Source organism: Rhodanobacter sp. C03 (genome assembly GCF_002001175.1).
Classification (GTDB): domain Bacteria; phylum Pseudomonadota; class Gammaproteobacteria; order Xanthomonadales; family Rhodanobacteraceae; genus Rhodanobacter.
The window spans coordinates 185,378-202,494 of record NZ_MUNT01000006.1; the positions used below are offsets into that span (position 1 = coordinate 185,378).

The 17,117-nt window shown below is 63.9% G+C and carries 12 protein-coding genes; 5 read left to right on the forward strand and 7 right to left on the reverse strand.

Annotated features, from left to right (window positions below):
* Positions 1–3: 3 nt before the first annotated feature.
* Positions 4–1,212, reverse strand: coding sequence for a GAF domain-containing sensor histidine kinase (locus tag B0E48_RS09105; RefSeq protein WP_077517824.1), 1,209 nt, complete (start codon positions 1,210–1,212; stop codon positions 4–6).
* 185 nt (positions 1,213–1,397) lie between these two features.
* Here B0E48_RS09105 and ispG point away from each other — a divergent pair, with 185 nt between their 5' ends.
* Positions 1,398–2,657: a flavodoxin-dependent (E)-4-hydroxy-3-methylbut-2-enyl-diphosphate synthase gene (ispG, locus tag B0E48_RS09110; RefSeq protein ID WP_077518366.1), complete on the forward strand. Its 1,260-nt coding sequence runs from the start codon at positions 1,398–1,400 to the stop codon at positions 2,655–2,657.
* A gap of 2 nt (positions 2,658–2,659) precedes the next feature.
* On the opposite strand, the gene aat is transcribed toward ispG, so the two are convergent.
* Genes aat through trxB form a run of 3 tightly spaced genes read right to left on the reverse strand, consistent with a single transcriptional unit; the run spans position 2,660 to position 5,569 of the window.
* Positions 2,660–3,409 (reverse strand): leucyl/phenylalanyl-tRNA--protein transferase, encoded by a 750-nt coding sequence (aat, locus tag B0E48_RS09115; protein WP_077517825.1) that lies wholly within the window; start codon positions 3,407–3,409, stop codon positions 2,660–2,662.
* On the reverse strand, positions 3,406–4,566 hold the full coding sequence (locus tag B0E48_RS09120) for a GNAT family N-acetyltransferase (RefSeq protein ID WP_077518367.1): 1,161 nt from the start codon (positions 4,564–4,566) through the stop codon (positions 3,406–3,408). Before B0E48_RS09120 ends, aat begins: the two co-directional genes overlap by 4 nt.
* A gap of 40 nt (positions 4,567–4,606) precedes the next feature.
* Positions 4,607–5,569, reverse strand: coding sequence for a thioredoxin-disulfide reductase (gene trxB, locus B0E48_RS09125; protein WP_077517826.1), 963 nt, complete (start codon positions 5,567–5,569; stop codon positions 4,607–4,609).
* A 218-nt stretch (positions 5,570–5,787) separates the two neighbouring features.
* On the opposite strand from trxB, the gene B0E48_RS09130 reads away from it, so the two are divergent.
* The 4 genes from B0E48_RS09130 to B0E48_RS09145 all read left to right on the forward strand — a co-directional run bounded on the left by B0E48_RS09130 (position 5,788) and on the right by B0E48_RS09145 (position 10,712).
* Positions 5,788–6,852, forward strand: coding sequence for an alanine dehydrogenase (locus B0E48_RS09130; protein WP_077517827.1), 1,065 nt, complete (start codon positions 5,788–5,790; stop codon positions 6,850–6,852).
* An 83-nt stretch (positions 6,853–6,935) separates the two neighbouring features.
* Positions 6,936–9,206 carry a DNA translocase FtsK gene (locus B0E48_RS09135; protein ID WP_256363550.1) on the forward strand — a complete coding sequence of 757 codons (2,271 nt, stop codon included), beginning with the start codon at positions 6,936–6,938 and terminating at the stop codon, positions 9,204–9,206.
* Between the two features lie 143 nt (positions 9,207–9,349).
* Positions 9,350–10,012 (forward strand): outer membrane lipoprotein chaperone LolA, encoded by a 663-nt coding sequence (lolA, locus tag B0E48_RS09140; protein ID WP_077517829.1) that lies wholly within the window; start codon positions 9,350–9,352, stop codon positions 10,010–10,012.
* Between the two features lie 13 nt (positions 10,013–10,025).
* Positions 10,026–10,712: a YoaK family protein gene (locus B0E48_RS09145; RefSeq protein ID WP_217317984.1), complete on the forward strand. Its 687-nt coding sequence runs from the start codon at positions 10,026–10,028 to the stop codon at positions 10,710–10,712.
* A 9-nt stretch (positions 10,713–10,721) separates the two neighbouring features.
* Here the strand turns inward: B0E48_RS09145 and B0E48_RS09150 are convergent, their stop codons facing one another.
* The 3 genes from B0E48_RS09150 to B0E48_RS09160 form a co-directional block, all read right to left on the reverse strand.
* Positions 10,722–13,763 carry a ligand-binding sensor domain-containing diguanylate cyclase gene (locus tag B0E48_RS09150; protein ID WP_077517831.1) on the reverse strand — a complete coding sequence of 1,014 codons (3,042 nt, stop codon included), beginning with the start codon at positions 13,761–13,763 and terminating at the stop codon, positions 10,722–10,724.
* A 226-nt stretch (positions 13,764–13,989) separates the two neighbouring features.
* Entirely contained in the window at positions 13,990–14,709 is a 720-nt protein-coding gene (locus B0E48_RS09155) for a phosphatase PAP2 family protein (RefSeq protein WP_077517832.1), read from the reverse strand.
* Positions 14,706–16,967 (reverse strand): TonB-dependent receptor, encoded by a 2,262-nt coding sequence (locus B0E48_RS09160; protein ID WP_077517833.1) that lies wholly within the window; start codon positions 16,965–16,967, stop codon positions 14,706–14,708. Before B0E48_RS09160 ends, B0E48_RS09155 begins: the two co-directional genes overlap by 4 nt.
* Positions 16,968–17,117 lie beyond the last annotated feature (150 nt).

The window sequence follows — 17,117 nt, forward strand, 5'->3', positions numbered from 1 at the left end:
GCATCAGGCTCTTTGCAGCTCGACCGAAAAGCGGCTGCCATGACCGAGTTTCGAACGCACATGCAACGGATGCCCCAGTGATTCGGCGGTACCGCGCACGATCCACAGCCCCAGACCCAGGCCTTCACTGTGTGGATTGACCTGATGGAATGCGCTGAACAATTCATCCGAATTCGCACTATCCATGCCCATGCCGGTGTCGATGATCTCGACCACGACATTCGTGCCGCGACGCCGGCAGCCGATCAGTACCGAGCCATGTTCGGTGTACTTGACGGCGTTGCCCAGCAGATTGCCAAGCAAAGTGGTCAGCAGGGCCGGGTGACTGCGCACACGTAGCCGCGTAGCTACGCTGCGCAATTGCAGCCCCTTGTTGAGAGCCGGCTGCTGCCAGTTCGTCACGATCGTTCCCAGCACATCGGCGAGATCGAACTCGAACAGGTCGGGAGTAGTTGCGACGCCCTCGATCCCGGCCATCGCGGCCAGCTGGGTGAACTCGCGATCGATCGTGGCCAGCGCCTCGGTGACCACGGTCAGTCCCGCTGCCTGCTCAGCACTCAGGCTGCGCTGCACCTTGCGGATCGCATAGGACGCGGTGCGCACCGGTGTCTTCAAGTCATGCCCGGCGATCGCCATCAGCCGTCGGCGATAATGGTTGGACTCCTGCGCCTGCGCCAGCAGCCGGCGCAATTCGATCTGCGCCATGGCTTGTCGGGCGAGCGCCCGCAGTGCTTCGATTTGTTCGGGACGAAGCTGGCGCGGTTGCCTGTCCAGCACGCAGACCGTGCCGAGCGGCAGGCCATCAGGCGTTCGCAGCGACGCGCCGGCATAGAACCGCAGATGTGGGTCGCCGGTGACCAGCGGATTGTCAAGAAAGCGGGTGTCCTGCAGCGTGTCCGGGACCACGAATACGTCCGACTGCAGGATCGCGTGGGCGCAGATGGAACTGCCGATCGGTGTCTCGCTGGCACCCAGGCCCAGTTCACTCTTGAACCACTGGCGATTGCGGTCGACCAGGCTGATCAGCGCGATCGGCGCTTCGCAGATCAAGGCGGCGAGTCGGGTGATGTCGTCGAATCCGGCTTCCGGTGGCGTATCCAGGATGCCGTATGCGTACAGCGCATCCAGCCGGAGTGTTTCGCTGGTGGGTTCTGTAGAGCAGCTGATTCGTGCTGGCTCGGGCAGCGTGGACGGCATGATCTGGTTTGTCATCGGAGCTGGGAGCCTGAAGCGCAGGAAAGTGAGGTTCGATACCGGACAGCATAGGTTAGTGCGGCAATCCCTGCGCGTTCCTGATGACGGCAGCCGGCACGGCCTGTCTCGGTAGGCAAACAGCATCGGGTATCCTTTACGCAACGCCGCGCCAAGTTGTGATCGGCACTTTTCGACTATTCATCATGAGCAACGATTCTTCGCAAAAACCCCGTTATGCCGGATCCGCGCTGCGCCGTCCCAGTGTGAGCGTGCAGATCGGCAAGGTCATGGTGGGTGGCGGTGCACCGATCGTGGTGCAGTCGATGACCAATACCGATACCGAGGATCCGGCCAGCACCGCCAAACAGATCGCCGAGTTGGCGCGCGCCGGCTCCGAGCTGGTGCGCATCACGGTGAACACGCCGGCCGCTGCCGCGGCGGTGCCGCGCATCGCCGAACGCCTGGCGATGATGGGCGTGGACGTGCCGATCATCGGCGACTTCCACTACAACGGCCATCAGCTGCTGGAAAACGAGCCGGCCTGCGCCGAAGCATTGGCGAAGTACCGCATCAATCCGGGCAATGTCGGCTTCGGCAGGAAGAAGGACAGTCAGTTCGCCGCGATCATCGAGCTGGCGCTGCGCTACAACAAGCCGGTGCGCATCGGCGCGAACTGGGGTTCGCTCGACCAGAGCATGGTCACCACGTTGATGGACGAAAACGCGCGGCGTGCCGATCCGTGGGATGCCTCGCATGTGGCTCGCGAAGCCTTGATCCGCTCGGCACTGGATTCCGCCGCACGCGCCGAGGAAATCGGGCTGGCGCGTGATCGCATCATCCTGTCGTGCAAGGTCTCCGGCGTGCAGGAACTGATCGCGGTGTATCGCGACCTCGCCGCACGCTGCGACTACGCGTTGCACCTGGGTCTGACCGAAGCCGGCATGGGCTCCAAGGGCATTACCGCCTCCAGCGCGGCGCTGGCCGTACTGCTGCAGGAAGGCATCGGCGACACCATCCGTATCTCGCTCACCCCCGAACCGGGCGCCTCGCGCACGGGCGAGGTGATCGTGGCGCAGGAGCTGCTGCAGACCATGGGCCTGCGTTCGTTCACGCCGCTGGTCACGGCCTGTCCGGGTTGCGGGCGTACCACCAGCGAGTTCTTCCAGGTACTGGCGAAAACCGTGCAGGAGCATGTGCGCGAGCAGATGCCGCTGTGGCGGATGAAATACGACGGCGTGGAGAACCTCACCCTGGCGGTGATGGGTTGCATCGTCAACGGCCCGGGTGAGTCCAAGCACGCCAACATCGGCATCTCGCTGCCCGGCAACGGCGAAGCACCGGCAGCGCCGGTGTTCATCGATGGCGAAAAGGCGATGACCCTGCGCGGCGACAATATCGCGAATGAATTCGTCGGTATCCTGGACGATTACGTGGCGCGCAAATACACGATGCGGGCCAGCTGATCTCAGTCTGTCGTCTGGCGTGCTGATTCCGCTGAACACGGCTGCAGCAGTCGGTGCGTGTAATCGGCCCAGCTACTTACGTGGCCAGGCAGGCGAACGAGCTGTTCGACCTGCTGCAGGTATTGTTCGCGGGTTATCTCGAGCGCACCCAGCCCTAGCGTATGCGGATTGCTCACCTGGGCATCGATCAGTGGAAATTCCAGCTCGCGCAGCAGCTGGGCCAGCGCGACCAAAGCAAGCTTCGAACCGCCGCTCTCGGTGCTGAACATCGACTCGCCGCAGAACAATCGACCGATCGCGATGCCATAGACGCCGCCGACCAATCGCGTGTCGTCCCATACTTCCACGCTGTGCGCATGACCCTGCCGATGCAGTTGCGCATAGGCATCGATCATCGCCGGCACCAGCCAGGTGCCTGATTCCCTTGCACGCGGTGCGGCGCAGGCGCGGATCACCTGGTCGAACGCGTGATCGACGCTAAGTCGCCAGTGCTTGTCGGCGAGTTGTCGGCGCAGGCTGCGATTGAGTTTCAGGCTCTCCGTGCGAAACACACAGCGCGGATCCGGCGACCACCACAGGATCGGTTCGCCCTTGCCGAACCAGGGAAAGATGCCGAGACGGTAGGCCGCCAGCAATCGTTCCGGCGACAGGTCGCCGCCGAACGCGAGCAGGCCGTTCGGCTCGGCCAGTGCATGGCGCGGGTCGGGGAAGTGATCCCATGCCTCGGGATCGAGCAGCGGCAGGTGGTTCATCGTTTGGCAGTGCTGTGATCGGCGCGGCTGTGATCTGCGTAGGGACTGTGGCTTTGCAACTCGATGGCATAAGCGTCGACCGCTTGCGCCTCGTGTGCAAGCGCCGCGGCCACGGCGGCGCGAAAATCCGGATTCACCAGGTAATGCCTTGAATAGGTGCGGACAGGCAGGAAGCCGCGCGCCAGTTTGTGCTCGCCCTGCGCGCCCGGCTCGAAGCGGGTGAGTTGGTGGGCGATCGCGTACTCGATGCCGCGGTAGTAGCACAGCTCGAAATGCAGTCCGGGTACGTCCACCGAGGCGCCCCAGTAGCGGCCATACAGCACGCCACCGCCCTGCACGAACAACGCCATCGCAACGATGCTTTCCCCGTGCCGTGCCAGCGCCAGTTGCACCGTCTGGCCCAGTCCGCCCAGGCGCTGAAAGAATGCCGCGGTCAAGGCGGCATGGTTGCCCTTGGCGTCGAACGTGGCTTCGTACAGCGCGTGCACCTGCCGCCATTCGTCGTGGCTGAGCGTATCGCCGCTGCGCCATTCGATCGCCGCGCCGCTGGCTTCCACCTGGCTGCGTTCGCGCAGAATGTTCTTGCGCTTCTTGTGGTTGAGCGTGGCGAGAAAGGCAGGGAAGTGGCGGTAACCGTGGTTGTGCCAGTGGAATTGCACGTCCGAGCGAGTCAACCAGCCGCTGCCGAACGCATCGAGTTCGGCTTCCTGCAGAAAATTGGCGTGCACCGAGGACAGCCCGAGCCGCTCGGTCTCACGGCGCATCGCCTCGACCAGCGCGCGTTGCAGCTTTGGTGTCTCTTCGCCGTTGCCGGCCAGCAGGCGCGGACCCGGCACCGGCGAGTAGGGCACGGCGTTGAGCAGCTTCGGGTAGTACTCACCGCCAGCACGTTGCCATGCACTGGCCCAGCTGAAGTCGAACACGAATTCGCCGTGCGAATTGCCTTTCAGATACAGCGGTGCAGCGGCGAGCAGCCGGCCATCTTCATACAGACCCAGGTGATGGGCCTGCCAGCCCCAGTCGGGAAGAATGCAGCCGCTCTGTTCCAGCGCGGCGAGGAACGCGTGCGACACGAACGGGTTCGGGTCGGCGCGCAGCGCGTCCCATGCGTCTGCCGGCAGCTGATCGATCGCCGGGTGGAAGCGTGCCTCGATCAAGACACGCTTGCGCTGATGGCCGCATTGCCGTGCAGGTGCATCAGCCGGCCGGGGTCTGCTGATCCAGCCAGCGCTCGGCATCCAGTGCGGCCATGCAGCCGAAGCCGGCTGACGTTACCGCCTGGCGATACACATGGTCAGCCACATCGCCAGCAGCGAACACGCCCGGGATCGAGGTCATCGTGGCCATGCCGTGCTGGCCGCTGTGGATCTTGATATAGCCGTCGTGCATGTCGAGCTGGCTTTCGAAGATGCCGGTGTTCGGCGTGTGGCCGATCGCCACGAAGAAGCCTGTTGCCTCGATGTCGCGGGTGACGCCGGAGTTGACGTCCTTCACGCGCACGCCGGTGACGCCGGTGTCGTCGCCGAGCACCTCGTCGATGCTGTGGTTCCACACCAGCTCGATCTTGCCGGCCGCGGCCTTCTCGAACAGCTTGTCCTGCATGATCTTCTCGGCGCGCAGCTTGTCGCGGCGATGCACCAGGTAGACCTTGCGGCCGATATTGGCCAGGTACAGCGCTTCCTCGACCGCGGTGTTGCCGCCGCCGATCACCACCACGTCCTGGTCGCGGAAGAAGAAGCCGTCGCAGGTGGCGCAGGCGGACACGCCCTTGCCCTTGTACTTTTCTTCGCTGGCGATGCCGAGGTATTTCGCGGTGGCGCCGGTGGTGATGATCAGTGCGTCGCAGGTGTACTCGCCCGAATCACCCTTGAGCCGGAACGGGCGCTGCTTCAGATCCGCCGTATGGATATGGTCGAAGATCATCTCGGTATGGAAGCGTTCGGCGTGTTCGGCCATGCGCTGCATCAGCGCCGGGCCCTGCAGCCCCTCGACGTCGCCCGGCCAGTTGTCCACGTCGGTGGTGGTCATCAGCTGGCCGCCCTGCTGCAGGCCGGTGATCATGGTCGGCTTCAGGTTGGCACGGGCCGCATACACCGCAGCGGTGTAACCGGCGGGGCCGGAGCCGAGGATCAGCAGGCGGCTGTGCTTGGGGGTCGTCATGGTTATAATCCTTGGGTTAACTGGCAGCTTTGATCGTTATTCGCTTCCACCCCTGCCGCGGTTTCATCTGGCCGTTTCGCGGGACGAGGCGGAGCTTTGAATCCGCAAGGATGGGGAAGGGAGCACCCCGATTCAAGCTTTCCAGCTCCTTGATGCTTTATTAACCAGGCTCGGTGCATCCAAGTCGCCCCGGCTTAAGAACCCACAGGACTGCTCCCATGCGTATCGGTATCCCCTCCGAAACCAAGACCCTTGAGGGTCGCGTTGCCCTTGTTCCCGCCGCCGCCGCCGACCTGGTGCGTCGTGGCCACGAAGTGTTCCTGCAGTCCGGTGCTGGCCTGAAGAGCGGCTTCTCCGACGAGGTCTACATCAAGCAGGGCATCAAGATCGTGCCGGACGCGGCCGCGCTGTACGAGGCCGGCGAGCTGATCGTGAAGGTGAAGGAGCCGGTCGCGGGCGACCTGGCGCTGTTGAAGAAGCACCACCTGCTGTTTTGCTACCTGCACCTGGCCGCCGAGCCGGCGCTGACCAAGAGCCTGCTCGACATCGGCCTGACCGGCATCGCGTTCGAGTCGGTGGATGAGAACGGTGTGCTGCCGCTGCTGCTGCCGATGTCGGTGATCGCCGGCCGTATCGCCACCCAGATCGGCACGACCCTGCTGCATCGTCCGCAGGGCGGCAAGGGCAAATTGCTGGGCGGCATGGCTTCCACCCCACGCGGCAAGGTCGTCGTGCTGGGTGCTGGCGCTGCCGGTGGCAATGCCGCTGCACTGGCTGCGGCGGCCGGTGCCAACGTGGTGGTGTTCGACAAGCGCCAGGACCGCCTCGCCGAGATGATGGCGATGGGCCCGAACGTCACCGCGCTGTATGCCTACGAGTCCTCGGTCGCCGAGGAAGTGCGTGATGCCGACATCGTCGTCGGTGCCGTACTGATCCCCAGCGCCAAGGCGCCGCGTGTGGTCACCGAGGCCATGGTCAAGACGATGGAGCCGGGCTCGGTGCTGGTCGACATCTCGATCGATCAGGGCGGCTGCTTCGAGACCTCCAAGCCGACCACTTGGAAGGAACCGACCTATGACGTGCACGGCGTGACGCACTTCTGCGTGACCAACATGCCGGGCGCGGTGCCGCAGACCTCGTCGGTGGCGATCTCCGCCGCGATCCTGCCGTACGTGCAGCGTCTGGCCGGTGGCAACGAGTGGCGCGAGTTTGCTCCGCTCGCCGGCGGCATCAATGTCGACGGCGGCAAGCTGGTACATCCGGCATTGCAAGGTATGCTCTGACCCTGACTGGCAAAAGGAAGCCTTCCAAGGTGGCGCGAAGCGCGAACGTCAAACAACAACCGAAGGAAGGCCTCAGCGAGGAGCTGAAGCGCCGGCTGCGTGAAGCCGGCGCTCTGCTGCTGATGCCGCTGGCGCTGTACCTGCTGATCTGCCTGCTCACTTACGACGCGCGTGATCCCAGCTGGACCAATGCCAACCAGATCAACCTGGTGCAGAATTTCGGCGGCACGTTCGGTGCGCATCTCGCCGATTTGTTGCGCTGGATCTTCGGCTACGTGGCGTATTGTTTTCCGCTGCTGCTACTGCTGCTGGGCGTGCAGGTGCTGCGTCAGCATGGCGAGCGCACCGCGCACGCATGGGAACCCTCGCTGCGGCTGATCGGTTCGGTGTTTTTCTTTGTCACCGGACCCGCGCTGCTGTATCTCGATTTCGGGGATGACCCGGTACCGCCGCAAGGTGCCGGCGGCATCATCGGCCTGTGGGTCGGACGCCCGCTTGCGCAGGCGCTGGACAAGGGCGCGCCGCTACTCCTGCTGGCGCTGTTCCTGGTCGCGGTGACCCTGGCCACTGGGCTGTCGTGGTTCAAGGTGATGGACTGGATCGGGCAGGGCGTGCTGAAACTGGTCGACTGGCTCAAGGGCAAGTTGCGCGAGGCGCCGCAGGCGCTGGCCGCACGGCAGGCGCGTACCGAACGCGAGGTGGTCAAGAAGGCCGACGCGGTGAAGCAGGCCAAGCGCGAACCGGTACGGATCGAGGCGCCTCCCGCGCCGGTGGCGAAAAGCGAGCGAGCCAAGCTCGAGACGCAGATTCCGTTGTTCGTCGGCGCCGCCACGCCGGGTGAGCTGCCGCCGTTGTCGCTGCTGGACGAGGCGCCGCCGCAGGGGCCGGGTTATTCCGAGGAAACCCTCGAAGTGCTCTCGCGCCAGGTCGAGTTCAAGCTGAAGGATTTCAAGATCGACGCCAAGGTGGTCGGCGCGTATCCGGGCCCGGTGATCACCCGTTTCGAGATGGAACCGGCCGCCGGCGTGCGCGGTTCGCAGGTGTCTAGCCTGGACAAGGACATCGCGCGCGGCCTGTCCGTGGTCAGCGTGCGCGTGGTCGACGTGATTCCGGGCAAGAACGTGATCGGCCTGGAAATCCCCAATACCAAGAAGCAGATCGTCTACCTGTCGGAGATCCTGCGTTCGGACAAATACGACCAGCTGAAGTCGCCGCTGGCGCTGGCGCTGGGCAAGGACATCGGCGGCAAGCCGGTGGTGGTCGACCTGGCCAAGATGCCGCATCTGCTGGTCGCCGGCACGACGGGCTCCGGCAAGTCGGTGGCGGTCAACGCAATGGTGCTTTCGCTGCTGTACAAGGCCAGCGCGAAAGACGTGCGGATGATCATGATCGACCCGAAGATGCTGGAGCTCTCGGTCTATGAGGGCATCCCGCACCTGTTGGCGCCGGTGGTCACCGACATGAAGGAAGCGGCCAACGCCTTGCGCTGGTGCGTGGCCGAAATGGAGCGCCGCTACAAGTTGATGGCTGCGGTCGGCGTGCGCAATCTCGGCGGCTTCAACAAGAAAGTGAAGGACGCGGAGAACGCTGGCCAGCCACTGCTCGATCCGCTGTTCCGGCCGAATCCGGACATGCCGAATCTCGCCGCGGAACCACTGGAACCGCTGCCCTACATCGTGATCATCATCGACGAGTTCGCCGACATGATGATGATCGTCGGCAAGAAGGTCGAGGAGCTGATTGCCCGCCTCGCGCAGAAGGCGCGTGCCGCCGGCGTGCATCTGATCCTGGCCACCCAGCGCCCGTCGGTGGACGTGATCACCGGCCTGATCAAGGCGAACATCCCGACCCGCATCGCGTTCCAGGTCTCCAGCAAGATCGACTCGCGCACGATCCTCGATCAATCCGGCGCCGAGGCGCTGCTCGGTCACGGCGACATGCTCTACCTGCCGCCCGGTACCGCCACGCCGGAACGTGTGCATGGCGCCTTCGTCGACGATCATGAGGTACATCACGTGGTCGCCTGGCTGAAATCGCAGGGTGCGCCGCAATACATCGAAGGCGTGCTGGAAGAGGCGCAACCGACCAGCGACGGCAAGTTCATCAACGACTCCGGCCTGCCGCAGGATGGCGAGGAAGGCGGTGGCGATGCCGATACCCAGCTGTACGACAAGGCGGTGGCGATCGTCACGCAGACCCGACGCGCCTCGATCTCCGGCGTACAGCGACACCTGCGCATCGGCTACAACCGCGCGGCACGGCTGGTCGAACAGATGGAGCAGGACGGCGTGGTCAGCGCCCCGCAGCACAACGGCAACCGCGAAGTGCTGGCGCCACCGCCGCCGCGGAATTAAAAGCCTGCTGTTGTAGGAGCGGCTTCAGCCGCGATGCTCTTCGCAAGGTGCGGGAAAGCATCGCGGCTGAAGCCGCTCCTACAGTCCGGTTAAGCCAGCACGATCCACACTTCACTGCCATCGACATGTTCCAAGGGAATCCGATGAAACGCTTCATGCTTGCCATCACTGCCGTGCTGACGCTGTCATTGAGTGCCATGGCACAGGCCGCTGCCGGCCCGGCGCGCGCGCGGCTGGACGCCTTCGCCACCGGCCTGCATTCGCTCACCGGCCACTTCAGCCAGTCGCTGACCGACATCAACGGCCAGACCAACAAGACCAGCGCCGGCACGCTGGCGCTGGAGGCACCGCGGCAGTTTCGCTGGGACACGCTGACGCCGTACAAGCAGACCATCGTTGCGGACGGCAGCCGGGTGTGGATGTACGACCCGGAGCTGGAGCAGGTCACCGTACGTATCCAGAGCAGCGAGGAATCGCACAGCCCGCTCACCGTGCTGACCGATCTCAAGCAGATGGACAAGGACTTCAAGGTGGTCGAGCAGGGCGAGCATGACGGGCTGGTGTGGCTGCGGCTCACCTCCACCGCAAAGGATCCGCAGTTCGACCACGCCGACCTCGGCTTCGATGCGAACGGCCTGGCACGCATGACGTTCCGCGATCAGCTCGGCTCCACCACCGACATCCGTTTTTCCGGCTGGCAGCGCAATGCGGCGATTCCGCCGTCCGATTTCAACTTCGTGCCGCCGAAGGGTGCCGACGTGATCGGCGACGTGCCGGTGATCACCACCCAGCCGCTGAAAGACTGATCCGCCGGTGCCTATCCTGCGCCAGTTGCCAGGATGGGCGTGGATCGGCGGCGGCGTATTGGCCTTCATCGCCGGCATCGTCAATGCCGCCGGCTACATGGGCTTCCGCCATCAGTCCATCACCAACCTGACCGGTTCCACCAGTCTGCTTGGCATTTCGCTGGGCACGGCTGACGGTGGCGAGGCCGTGCATTGGGTACTCTCGATAGGTGCGTTTCTGGTTGGCGCCATCCTCAGTGGCTTGCTCGTGCAGCAGCGCACGCTGAAGCTCGGACGCCGCTACGGTGCGGCCCTGATGCTGGAGTCGCTGCTGCTGTTTGCCGCGGTACCGCTGCTTGATGCAGGCAATTCCATCGGCCTGTACCTGGCCTCGATGGGAGCCGGGCTGCAGAACGGCATGGTCAGTACCTACAGCGGCATGGTGTTCCGCACCACCCATGTCTCCGGCATGTTCACCGACCTCGGCATCTACATCGGGCAGCGCTTGCGCGGGCTGGCGGTGGATACGCTGCGTGTGCGTGTCTGTGTCCTGGTGATCGGCACTTTCATGCTCGGAAGCGTCGCTGGCGCGCTGCTGTTCGGTGTGCTGCAGGAACGCACCTTGTTGATCCCGGCTGCGTTGACCGGCTTGTGCGGTCTGGCTTACGCCTTGTACTGCCAGTACACGATCAGCGCTGGAGCGCACACCGATACAGACTGACCCGGCGCTTCAGGGCGCCATGACGCAGCGATTGCGGCCGTCGTGCTTGGCTTCATACAAGGCCTTGTCGGCGCGCGACAGCCATTGCTCGATGGATTCGCCAGGCCGCAGCGCGGCGACGCCGATGCTGACGGTAACCGCGATCGAGTGCCCGTCGTGCGCCACCACGGAAGTAGACAACTCCTTGCGGATGCGTTCGGCCGTGTCGAGCGCATCCGACAGGCTGGTATCGGGCAGGCACAGCACGAATTCCTCGCCGCCATAGCGTCCGACCAGGTCGCCCTGCCGGCAGTGCTGGCGGATCACCTCGATCGCGCAGCGGATCACCGCATCGCCAGCCAGATGCCCATGGGTGTCGTTGATCCGCTTGAAGCGATCCAGGTCGAACAGCGCGATGCAGATGGAGCGATCCTTCGCCAGTTCGAATTCGCCGCCGGCCAGCTCAAGGAAGCGGCGGCGGTTGTAGACGCCGGTCAGTCCGTCGGTGCCGGCCAGCTCGTCGAGACGCTGGTTGGCCGCCAGCAGGTCGCGCGTGTGTTCATCGATCTGCCGCTGCAGTTGCACGGCCTGGCGCCTGAGATAGAGCGTGCGCAGATGAACCAGCAGGACAACCAGCGCGATCAGCAACAGCAAGGCGACGAACCGGCTGAGCACGGTTTCGTACCAGCGGGGTTTGACCTTGATGCCGACACTGGTCTCGATGCTGTGTGGTTGCATGCCATGGGTTTCGGCGCGCAGCCGCAACCGGTAGTCGCCGTGGGGCAGGTTGGTATAGATGGCACTCGGCAGCGCGCCCCGGGGAATCTGGGTCCAGCCCTCGTCGAGACCTTCCATGCGATAGCTGTACGAGGTTTCCAGTGGCGTCTGGTAGTCGAGCAGGGCAAAGTCCACACGCAGGTTGCGGCTGCGCGAATCCAGGTTGATCGTCTGGCCGTCGTGCGGAAGCTCTCCGAACGGCACCTCGTCACCGTTGACGATGGCATGCGTGATCGCCAGCGGCGCGGCCGTGGCCGCCGGCGCCCGCCAGTCTGGCCGGATCACGGTCAGGCCGCCGAGGCCGCCGAACAGCAGTTCGCCACCCGGTGCGCGCGCGGCACCCACGTAGACGTAGCTGGGTATGCGCAACCCGTCGCGCGGACCGAGGTTGTGCACCGCCTGCGTGGCGTGGTCGATCATCGACACGCCATTGGAGGTGCTGATCCACAGGTTGCCGCGGTCGTCGTCCAGCACGCCACTGATCTTGTCGCTGGCCAGCCCCTGCGCGACGCCGATAGTACGGAAGCGGTAGGGCCCACCGGGCGAATAGTGGTCGATCAGACCCAGCCCGCCGAACGTGCTGACCCATAGCCGCTCCTGCGGATCGAGCGTGATCGAACTGATGTAGTTCTGCGGCAGGCTTGATGGCTCGTCGCCATGGTGGCCAAGGTTCTCGAAGCCGTTATTGTCCAGCGTGCTGTTGGCGATGCTGATGCCGCGCGTGGTGCCATACCACCAGCTGTCGCCTACGCGGGCAATCTGTCGCACGGTGTTGCTGGCCAGGCTGCTCGAATCGCCTGGATCATGCTCGACATGATCGAGTGTGCCGCTCCGCGTGTCGTAGCGATACAGGCCGTCATAGGTGCCGATGAGGATGCGCGAGCCATCCCGCTGCAGGCTCAGTACCGGCTTGTTCTCCAGTGCCTGCAGTATCGAAGGCTGGATTGCCAGCGTATCGGGATCGATCCGGGCCAGCCCCTGCGTGCCAACCAGGATCGAACCATCCGCTGCTTCGACGAAGGTCTGTACATCGCGATGGAGCTGGTTGCCGCCCAGCTGCAGGTGGGTCATGCGGCCGAGCTTGAGGTCGATCATGTCGATCCGGCCGGAGCCCAGGCCTAGCCAGATGCGGCCACGCGTATCGACGTAGATGCCACGCACACTGGTGTCGCTCAGTGCGTTCTGCTCCAGTGGTGAGGGCAGCAGCGAGAAGGCCGCGCGGGCGTTGGGATCGGTGCGCGCGAGGCCGAGGTCGGTGGCGACCCAGATATTGCCCGAACGATCCTGCAGCAATCCCCGCACCGAGTCACCCGGCAGTGATGAGGCGATGGCGGCATCGTGCTTGATCTGGCGCAGCTGGGTATCGCCGGCGGTATACGCAAGCACACCGCTGCCGTCGGTGGCGATCCACATCGTGTTGGGGGTGATCTCCAACAGGTCGCGCACCGTCGATTGCTGGGCGCCATCGCGGTAGCCACTGAATCCCGGTACTGGATGCCACTGGCCGTCCGTATCCAGATAGACCGCACCGGCCTGTCCGCTGCCCACCCACAACCGTCCTTTGCTGTCCTCGTGCAGGGCCCAGATCTGGTTGGTCAGCACGGTGGCCACGGTGCCGGCTGGAGGCTCAGGCCGCTCGAACGCTGTCGAGCCGGCGCGGCGCACGAACAAACCCTTGTCGTTGCCCAGCCACACGTTGCCGGCGCGATCCTGCAGTACGCTGAAATTGCGTGGCGCCGCGTCCGCGCCGGTGTGCAGCTGGGTGATCGTGTTCGTGCGCGGGTCGAGGTGGTCCAGCCCCGCATCGGTGGCAATCCAGACCCCACCGGCATGATCGTCGGCGAGATCGTAGATCTTGCGGTCCGAAGTGCCGTTGGCGCCGATCGGGTAGGTGAGGAAACGATTGGTGGCCGGATCGAGGCGAACCAGTCCGCCAGCGTTGGTCCCGATCAGCAGCCCGCCATCGGGCAACGCGAGCAGGCAACGTACATAGGCGTCGGGCAGTCCCGGGGTGCTGCCGTTGCGGGTGTCGAACACCTGCGTGCGATAGCCGTCATAGCGGGCCAGGCCCACCATGGTGCCGACCCAGACCAGGCCACGCTGATCCTGTGCGATCGAGGTGATGATCGACTGCGGCACCCCTTCGCTGCTGCCGACCCGGTCGAACCAGGGCGCATCGAATGGTGCCCATGGGTCGCTGGACGAGGCTGGGGTGGCGATGACGCCGAAAGACAGCAGAAGCAGACCGAGCAAGCCCAGACAGCAACGGCGAAAGAGGCGATACCGATCAATCATGCGGCGTGCAGGAGACCGGATCTGTGTATGCAGGCAAGGCCTGTATCCATGGCCATCCATGTAGAGGAAAGTGCAACCCGGACTTCACTTACGTCCCGCCCCCCGGCGTGCATGGCGGGTCAAGGCCGCCATTGGGTCCATCATAGCGGCAAATTCCGCTTTCAATAGAGACAGGGAGGAAGGCGGCCTGTCCGGGGCAGAGCCAACGGGTTCGCTGGAATCTGCCTTATCCGCCCATGGCTGGCTTCAGCATCAGGGCCTTTCGCAATTCGTCGCGCGCCGCAAGGAAATCGGCATGCCAGGCCGGATCCCGCAGCAATTGCGCCGCGATGACGGTACCTGCGGTCCGGCCTGCTTCCACGTCGCTCGGAAAATGCACGCCCATCACCACGCGATGATGGGCATACAGCGCCGCCCGATCGAAGAGGGCCGCACGTTTTTCCGGCAGCATGTCGCCCAGCAGGACGGCAGTGGTGTAGCCGAACGTGGCATGCCCGCTGGGGTAGCTCCAGTCGCCGGGTTTTTCCACGCTCAGCGGATGCACCTTGTCCGAAACCTCGCTGGGACGCGGATGTTTCCACCAGGACTTGGCCAGCTTGACGCTGGCCTTGTCGAGTTGCTCGACGCGTTTGAAGAAGGCCGCCGTGCGCGGCAGCGTCGAGGGTGCCAGGTTCGGGCCAAGCACGTCGGTGAAGCGAAACACGGAGCGATCCGCATCGGCCTTGGCCGCTTCGTCCTCGTCGGCCGTCCGCGCTGCCTGGGCAGCGAGGACGGCCTGGAGGTCGTCAAGTGCGGTCGGCGACCCTGCTGCCGGCGGTGGCGCCAGCAGCAGGGTCAGGTCGATGCCATCCGTGATGCTCTCTGTCTGGGCGCTCCCGTCGGCGGCAAGTGCCGGGACGACGGGCAGCAGCAGTGCAGCTAGCAGGAGGAAACGGCGAGCTGTCATTGGAACTTGGCCGACAGAGTGACGAAATAGTTGCGCTCGGGAATTGTGTAGTACAGCGGTGTGTTGTCCTGCGCCGTGTAACCGGCCAGGTTGTAGATGCTCTTGTTGTCGAAGATGTTGTTCACCTGCAATCCGAGCTTGATGTCCTTCAGCTCACCCATGTCCTGCGCGAACGTGTAGCTGGCAGCGAAATTGGTGATGGCGTAGCCGCCGATGGGCTGCGAATTGCCGGTGTCGCCATAGCTGTGGCCGACGAACTTGTCGATGAGCGACGCATACAGCGGGCCGCTGCGATAGATCAAGCCCAGCGCCGCGGTCTTGTGCGGCGCATTGGGTACCCAGTCGCCGGTAGTCTTGTCGTTGGCGCGATTGAGCGAGCCATTGGCGTAGATGCTGAAGCCAGCGCCGAGTAGATAAGTGCCCTCGGTCTCGAAGCCTTTGTAGACGGCACCGCCCTCGTTGTAGAAATACGTGACACCGCCGATCTTGCGGCTGTTGATCAGGTTGTTGAAGTCGATGCTGTAGACGTCAGCCGAGAGTGTCAGGCGGTCATCGCTCCAGGTCGTGCCGAGCTGGCGGTTGACGGTCTGTTCCGGCTTGAGGTCGCCGCTCGCCGACGGATTGGTGGTGTAGAAGGTGTTGAGGTTGGGCGCGAGGAAGCCTTTCGCCCACTGCGCGTACGCCGTCCAGTTCTGGCTGAACTGCCAGTGCAGCGCGAGCGAGGGCAGCGGCTTGCTCCAGTCCTTGCTGTAGTCCAGCGGCTTGCCGGTTTTCTGGTTCACGATGGCATTGATGTCGCGCTGGAAGTCGGCGTACTTCACGCCACCGGTCAGCGATGCCGCGTCGGTGATGTTCCAGTTGTATTCGACGAACGGCTGGAAGGTCTTCAGCGAGTCGGTCATGTTGCGATCGACGGCTGCCGATGCAGGTATCGCGTTTGGCGCGAAATCCAGAGTGTCATCCACTTCATTCTGCCAGCGCAGGTTGTCCTGGTCGTCGTACCAGAAGCCGGCGCGCAGCTCGCCGGGTCCGAGTTCCTTGCTGATGCGGAAGATGTCGCCCCAGGAGCGGTACCAGTTGCGCATCGTCTGGCCGGGTACGTTGTTGGGGCCGTAGACCGTGCCGTTCGGTGTTTCGCCGTTCGGGTCCTCGCCGTTGTAGCCGAAATGGTTGTAGGCGATCGTGTACAGCTTGTTGTCGATGGTCCAGCCGTCGAATGCCGAATGCAGTCCGATGTAGCCCATGTAAGTGCTGATCTGGTCGAAGTTGTAACCGTAATAATTCTGCTTGGTCGGGTCGCTGCTCAGGCCGTAGTTCGGGCCATCCTGCGCAATCTGTGCGCGTGTCTCGCCGAGTGACACGTACTGGTGGATCTGGTTGTACATGCCGACGAAGGTGAGCGTGGTGTTGTCGCCGATCGGCTGCACCACTTTCGCGAAGATGTTCTGCCGGCGCTGTCCGGCATCGGTCAGGTAGCCGTCCGAGCTTGAGTTCTGCACGTTGATGAAGGCGGTGGTCCCGCCGGTCTGCGCGATCGCGCCAGTGTTCAGTTGCAGACTCTGCACCTGGGTGTCCCAGCTGCCGAAGCTCAGGGATGGCTCGAGGCTGAACGTGCTGGAAGGCGTGCGCGAATCCACCGCGATGGTGCCGCCGAAGGTGGCATTGCCCAGCGTGCTGGCGGTGCCGGGGCCACGATCGACGACGATGCCACCCGTATCCTGGTTGGTGTAGTACGAGGTCGAGTGATGGGTGAAGTCGTTCGAGTCGCCCCACGGGATGCCGTCGAACGTCACGTTGTACTGGCCGTCCTGGAAGCCGCGCATGGTGACGCTCGCCGCTTCCATCAGGCCCGGCCCGTTCGGCGCGACCGTGGATACGCTGGGCGAGATCGAGATGGCGTCGGTGTAGTCGCCGGTCGGCGATACGTTTTCGCGCAGGTACAGCTCGCCGATGCTCGACTGCGGCTGTATGGCCACCATCGAGCCTTGCGTGGGTGCGATGTTGCTCACCGTAGTCGCGGTACCGGTGACGTGGACGGCATCGAGGTTCTGCGCATTCTGGATCGACGTGGCCGCGCCCGCATCGTTATTCGGAGCTGGATTATTCGCGAAAGCATTCGATGCAGAACTGGTCGGAGCGGATATGGCGCCAGTCGCCGTGGTGTCATCGGCAAAGGCCGGTGCGGATAATGCCGCGGCAATGCAAAAGGCGAGCAGGGCGGGTTTGCGTAGTCGGAGGGTCGAAGTCTGCCGCGTCATGGGTTGTCCCAAAGTTGTTGTTGGTTAGGGGCGCTGTGCGGGGCGCCAACCTAGTCATCCGACATGACAATTGGGTAACAACCAGATTATTTGAAAATCTTTCGACATAATCGAAAGTTGATGCGCTAAGCAGGACCTAAGCTTGGTAAT

Excerpts from the sequence above, each read along its gene's own strand:
- B0E48_RS09105 (WP_077517824.1), bottom strand. The coding sequence starts at position 1,212 with ATGACAAACCAGATCATGCCGTCCACGCTGCCCGAGCCAGCACGAATC.
- lolA (WP_077517829.1), top strand. The coding sequence starts at position 9,350 with ATGAAACGCTTCATGCTTGCCATCACTGCCGTGCTGACGCTGTCATTG.
- B0E48_RS09150 (WP_077517831.1), bottom strand. The coding sequence starts at position 13,763 with ATGATTGATCGGTATCGCCTCTTTCGCCGTTGCTGTCTGGGCTTGCTC.
- ispG (WP_077518366.1), top strand. The coding sequence starts at position 1,398 with ATGAGCAACGATTCTTCGCAAAAACCCCGTTATGCCGGATCCGCGCTG.
- aat (WP_077517825.1), bottom strand. The coding sequence starts at position 3,409 with ATGAACCACCTGCCGCTGCTCGATCCCGAGGCATGGGATCACTTCCCC.
- trxB (WP_077517826.1), bottom strand. The coding sequence starts at position 5,569 with ATGACGACCCCCAAGCACAGCCGCCTGCTGATCCTCGGCTCCGGCCCC.
- B0E48_RS09160 (WP_077517833.1), bottom strand. The coding sequence starts at position 16,967 with ATGACGCGGCAGACTTCGACCCTCCGACTACGCAAACCCGCCCTGCTC.
- B0E48_RS09130 (WP_077517827.1), top strand. The coding sequence starts at position 5,788 with ATGCGTATCGGTATCCCCTCCGAAACCAAGACCCTTGAGGGTCGCGTT.
- B0E48_RS09155 (WP_077517832.1), bottom strand. The coding sequence starts at position 14,709 with ATGACAGCTCGCCGTTTCCTCCTGCTAGCTGCACTGCTGCTGCCCGTC.